This window comes from Kineococcus siccus (genome assembly GCF_009906795.1).
In the GTDB taxonomy this organism is placed as follows: domain Bacteria; phylum Actinomycetota; class Actinomycetes; order Actinomycetales; family Kineococcaceae; genus Kineococcus; species Kineococcus siccus.
Window position 1 is genome coordinate 1 of the sequence record NZ_JAAALN010000256.1, and the last position, 5319, is coordinate 5319.

4 protein-coding genes and 1 tRNA gene are annotated in these 5319 nt (G+C 78.4%); 4 read left to right on the forward strand and 1 reads right to left on the reverse strand.

The features are described 5' to 3' along the window. The first annotated feature begins 41 nt into the window (after positions 1-41). The gene (locus tag GTR02_RS19435; RefSeq protein WP_166609135.1) at positions 42-917 is read left to right on the forward strand and encodes a formate/nitrite transporter family protein; all 876 of its coding nucleotides are present in this window, start codon (positions 42-44) and stop codon (positions 915-917) included. 34 nt (positions 918-951) lie between these two features. On the opposite strand, the gene selD is transcribed toward GTR02_RS19435, so the two are convergent. Then, complete coding sequence (selD, locus tag GTR02_RS19440; RefSeq protein ID WP_166609136.1) at positions 952-1950, reverse strand: selenide, water dikinase SelD; 999 nt, start codon at positions 1948-1950, stop codon at positions 952-954. A gap of 89 nt (positions 1951-2039) precedes the next feature. Between selD and GTR02_RS19445 the strand changes: the two genes are divergently transcribed. The 3 genes from GTR02_RS19445 to selB all read left to right on the forward strand — a co-directional run bounded on the left by GTR02_RS19445 (position 2040) and on the right by selB (position 5303). Continuing rightward, positions 2040-2132, forward strand: a tRNA-Sec gene (locus GTR02_RS19445). 66 nt (positions 2133-2198) lie between these two features. Next, the gene (gene selA / locus GTR02_RS19450; protein ID WP_166609137.1) at positions 2199-3542 is read left to right on the forward strand and encodes an L-seryl-tRNA(Sec) selenium transferase; all 1344 of its coding nucleotides are present in this window, start codon (positions 2199-2201) and stop codon (positions 3540-3542) included. Next, positions 3543-5303 carry a selenocysteine-specific translation elongation factor gene (selB, locus tag GTR02_RS19455; RefSeq protein WP_166609138.1) on the forward strand — a complete coding sequence of 587 codons (1761 nt, stop codon included), beginning with the start codon at positions 3543-3545 and terminating at the stop codon, positions 5301-5303. Positions 5304-5319: the final 16 nt, after the last annotated feature.

A 5319-nucleotide genomic window follows, 5' to 3' on the forward strand; every position in this document is an offset into this window, starting at 1 on the left:
CGTCGAGCCCGCGCGTCCCCCGTCCGTCCCAGGAGGCACCCGTGGCGTTCAAGACGCCGGACCAGATCGCCGTCGCCGCCGTGGAGTCGGGCCGCAAGAAAGCCTCCCTGCCGCTGGCGAAGATGCTCGTCGGGGGTTTCCTCGCGGGGGCCTACATCGCCTTCGCGGGCCTCATCGCGGTGGACGTCACGGCGGGGCTGGACCCGGCCGTGTGGGGCGGCATCATCACGCTCCTGACGGGCGCGGTCTTCACGCTCGGGCTGGTGCTCGTCCTCGTGGCGGGCGCCGAGCTCGTCACGGGCAACATGGCGCTGGTCTCGCTCGCCGTCCTGCAGCGGCGCGCGAGCGTGGCGGCGCTCGTGCGCAACCTCGCCGTCGTCGCCGTGGGCAACCTGGCCGGCGCCCTGTTCGTGGCCTACGTCCTGTCGGTCGCGACCGGCGTCGTGGGCACGGTCGACTCCGAGCCGGGGACGACGCCCGCGGCGGTGTTCGAGCGGCTGTCCGCCATCGCCACGGGCAAGGCCCTGGACGAGGGCGCCGGCGTGGTCTTCCTGCGCGCCGTGGGCTGCAACTGGCTCGTCTGCGTCGCGGTGTGGATGTCGCTCGCGGCGGAGGACGTCGCGGGCAAGGTGGCGGCGATCTTCTTCCCCATCACGGCCTTCGTGGCCCTGGGCTTCGACCACGTCGTCGCGAACATGTTCTTCCTGCCGGCCGCCCTCTGGGCGGGCGTCCCCGGGCTCGGCTGGGGCGACGTCCTCGGCAACTGGGTGTTCGCGTTCCTCGGCAACCTCGTCGGCGGCGTCCTGTTCGTCGCGATCGCGTACTGGTTCCTGTACCTGCGCGGCGTCGAGCCCGCCGCGCAGACCCCGGCCGCGACCTCGGACGGGGTGGGGACGACCGGGGCCCCGCGGCACTGAGGCGGGCCGCGGCACCACCCGGGGGACGGGCGCGTCAGCGCACCACGACGGTGCACCCCTCGCGCGCCGGCACCAGCTCCCCCACGACGGGGTGGCCCGGGAGCTCGCCGGCCACGAGCAGCCCGCCCGACGTCTGCGCGTCGGCGAGCAGGAGCAGGTCCTCCTCACCCGCCGACCCGGCGTCGAGGAACGGCGCCACCCACGCGAGGTTGCGCCGGGACCCGCCCGGCACGTAGCCCGCCCGCAGGGAGGCGCGGGCGCCGTCGACGTACGGCACGGCGGCCGCGTCGAGGACCGCGGTGACGCCGCTGGCCCGGGTGACCTCGTGCAGGTGGCCGAGCAGGCCGAAGCCCGTGACGTCGGTCGCGCAGCGCACGCCCGCGGCGAGCGCCGCGCTCGACGCCGCGGCGTTCAGCGTCGTCATGACGGCGATCGCCTCCTCGAAGACCTCACCCGTCGCCTTGTGCCGGTTGTTCAGCACGCCGAGGCCCAGGGGCTTGGTCAGCGTCAGCGGCACCCCGGCGCGGCCGGCGTCGTTGCGCAGCAACCGGTCCGGGTGGCCGACCCCCGTGACGGCCATGCCGTACTTGGGTTCCGGGTCGTCGATGCTGTGCCCGCCGCCGACGTGGCAGCCCGCGAGCGCCGCCGTCTCGGCGCCGCCGCGCAGCACCTCGCGGGCCAGCTCCGGCGGCAGCACGTCGCGGGGCCAACCCAGCAGGTTCACGGCGACCAGGGGCCGCCCGCCCATCGCGTAGACGTCGGACAGGGCGTTCGCCGCCGCGATCCGGCCGAAGGTGCGCGCGTCGTCCACGACGGGCGTGAAGAAGTCCGCCGTCGCGATGACGGCCACGTCGCCGTCCAGGCGCACGACCGCGGCGTCGTCACCCACGCCCACGAGGAGGTCGTCGCCCGGTGCGGCCGAGGTCAGGCCCGCGACCATCTGCTCGAGCTCACCGGGCGGGATCTTGCAGGCGCACCCGCCGCCGTGGGCGAACTGCGTGAGGCGGACGGGGGCGGTGCCGGTCGTCGTCACGGGTCGAAGGCTAGGCGGCGCCGACGTGCCCCGCGCCCCGGCCTCTGCGAGGCTGACGCGGCCGTCCCCCGGGACGGGCGCGTGGACGGGGAGGCGTCAGGGTGCCTGGTGGCCCCCGCGGTCTTCAACACCGGCGTGACCGAGCACCTCGGTCAGGTGGGTTCGATTCCCATCCGCCTCCGTCACAGCGCCACCGCTGCGCGCCGCCCGCCGGTGCGCGCCGGCCGCCGACCTCCTACGCTCCTGGAGTGCCGGACCCCCGTCGAGCCGTTCCCCGCACGGACGCCGTCCTGGCCGAGCCCGAGCTCGCGGGCCCCCTGCAGCGCCACGGTCGCGACCTCGTCCGGCAGGCCGTGCGGCGGGCGCAGGCCGAGGTGCGCACGGGATCGCTCGCCCCCGACGGGCTCCTCGGGGCGGTCCTCGCGGACCTGCCCCGCACACCGTCCAGCCTGCGGCCCGTCCTGAACTGCACCGGGGCCGTGCTGCACACGAACCTCGGCCGCGCGGCCCTGTCCGGCCCCGCGGTGCAGGCCGTCACCGCGGCGGCCGGGGCCACCGACGTGGAGATGGACCTCGCCACGGGCCGCCGGGCCCGGCGCGGCCGCGGTGTCCTCGCCGCGCTGCGGGAGGCCGTGCCCGCCGCGGGCGACGTGCACGTCGTCAACAACGGCGCCGCGGCACTGGTCCTGGCCGCGACCGCGCTCGCCGCGGGCGGCGAGGTGCTGGTGAGCCGCGGCGAGCTCGTCGAGATCGGCGACGGCTTCCGCCTCCCCGACCTGCTGGAGTCCACGGGGGCGCGGCTGCGCGAGGTGGGCACGACGAACCGCACGACGTTCGCCGACTACGCGGACGCCGTGGGGCCGGCCACCCGCATGGTCCTGAAGGTGCACCCCTCGAACTTCGTCGTCACGGGGTTCACGGCCGGGGTGGGCGCGGCCGAGCTGTCGGCGCTGGACGTCCCGGTGGTCGTCGACACGGGCTCGGGCCTGCTGCGCCCCGACCCCCTGCTGCCGGGGGAGCCCGACGCGGACACGGCCCTGCGAGCGGGCGCGGCGCTGGTCACCACGAGCGGCGACAAGCTGCTCGGCGGGCCTCAGGCCGGGCTGCTGCTGGGCGACGCGGGCGTCGTCGAGCGCCTGCGCCGGCACCCCCTCGCCCGGGCGCTGCGCGTCGACAAGCTCACCCTGGCCGCGCTGGAGGCCACCCTGCGCTTCGAGGAGAACCCGACCCGGCAGGCCCTGCGCGCGGATCCCGAGGCGCTGCGCACGCGGTGCGCGGCGCTGGCGGAGTCGTTGCGGGAGAGCGGCCTGGACGCCGCCGACGCGCCGAGCCGGGCGGTCGTCGGGGGCGGGGGAGCGCCGGGCCTGGAGCTGCCGTCCTGGGCCGTCCGCCTGCCCGGACCCCTGGCGGCGCCGCTGCGCGCGCAGGGCGTCGTGGGCCGGACCGAACGCGGCCACGTCCTGCTCGACCTGCGCTGCGTCGCGCCGGCCGACGACGGCCGGGTCGTCGCCGCGGTGCTGGCCGCGGCCGCCGGCGCAGAGCCGCCCGCGCCCCCCACCACCGCTGGAGCCACCACCCCCGGGAGCGCCTGAGTGCACGTCGTCGCCACCGCCGGGCACGTCGACCACGGCAAGTCGACGCTCGTGCGGGCCCTCACGGGCACCGACCCCGACCGCTACGCCGAGGAGAAGCGGCGCGGGCTCACCCTCGACCTCGGCTTCGCCTGGGCCGAGGTGGCTCCCGGCCGCACGGTCGCCTTCGTCGACGTCCCGGGTCACGAGCGGTTCGTCCCGACCATGCTCGCGGGCGTCGGCCCGGTCGGTGTCGTGCTGTTCGTCGTGGCCGCCGACGGCGGGTGGATGCCCCAGTCGGCGGAGCACCTCGCGGCCCTCGACGCCCTGGGCGTGTCGCGCGGCGTGCTCGTCGTGACCCGTGCCGACCTCGCCGATCCGGCCGCGGCCACCCACGAGGCCCTCGGGCACCTCGGGCGCACCGGCCTCGCGGGGCTGCCCGCCGTGGCCTGCAGCGCCACCACCGGGCGGGGCCTGGACGACGTCCGGCGGGCGCTCGCGGAGGTCCTCGCCGCCGCGCCGGCCCCCGGGGGCGGGCCCGTCCGGCTGTGGGTCGACCGCAGCTTCTCGGTCCGCGGCGCGGGGACCGTCGTCACCGGGACGCTCGCGTCCTCCGCCGTCGCCGTGGGCGACGAGCTGGAGGTCGCCGGGGCCGGGGGAGCGCGCCGCCGCGTGCGGGTGCGGGGGCTGCAGTCCCTCGAGCGCGACGTCGGGCGCGCCGACGCCGTGACGCGCGTCGCGGTGAACCTGCGCGGCGTCGAGCGCGGCGAGGTCGGCCGCGGCGACGCGCTGCTCACCCCGGGCAGCGCCCGCTCCACGGACGTCGCCGACGTCCGCCTGCCCGGGGTCGCGGCCGACGAGCTGCCGCAGCACGTGGTGGCGCACCTCGGCACCGCGGCCGTGGGCGCGCGCGTGCGCCCGATCGGCGACGACACGCTGCGCCTGCAGCTGGACCGGCCGCTGCCGCTGTGGATCGGGGACCGCCTGCTCGTGCGCGAGCCGGCGCAGCACCTCGTCCTCGGCGGGGCGGTCGTGCTCGACGTGGCCCCCCCGGCGCTGCGCCGGCGCGGGGCCGCCGCGGCCCGGGCCGCGGTCCTCGCCGCGCTCGACGGCACCCCCGACGAGGCCTCCGAGCTGCGCCGGCGCGGGCTCGCCCGGGCCGGTGACCTCCGGGCCATGGGCGTCCGCGTGGGCTCGACGCCCGTGGCGGGGGACTGGCACGCCGACCCGGGCGCCTGGGCGCGGTCCCGCGAGCGGCTGGCCGCGGCGGTCGCCGACTACGTGCGCGAGCACCCGCTCCAGCCGGGACCGACGCTCGAGGAGGCGCGGCAGGCGTGCGGGCTGCCCGACCGCGCCCTCGTCGAGGCCCTCGTGTCGCCCCCGCTGCGCCTGGCCGAGGGTCGTGTCGTGACCGGGGCCGACCGGCTGCCCGCGGGGGTCACGGGCGCCGTCGCCGCGCTGCGCACGGACCTCGCCGCCGACCCCTTCGCCGCCCCGGACGCCGACCGGCTGCGCGCGCTGGGGCTGGGCCGGGCCGAGCTCGCGGCCGCCGTGCGTGCGGGGCTGCTGTCGTCGCCCGCGCCCGGCGTCGTGCTGGCCCCCGACGCGCTGGACCGGGCGGCCGAGCGCCTCGCGACCCTGCCCGCCCCCTTCACGGTCAGCGAGGCCCGGCAGGCGCTCGGGACGTCGCGCCGCGGCGGGTGCGACGGGCGGCGTCCAGCGCGGCGAGCAGGGGGACGGCGACGCGGCGCGGACGACCGCCGCACCCTGCTCCCGCGCTGAGCCCGGGCGGGCACCC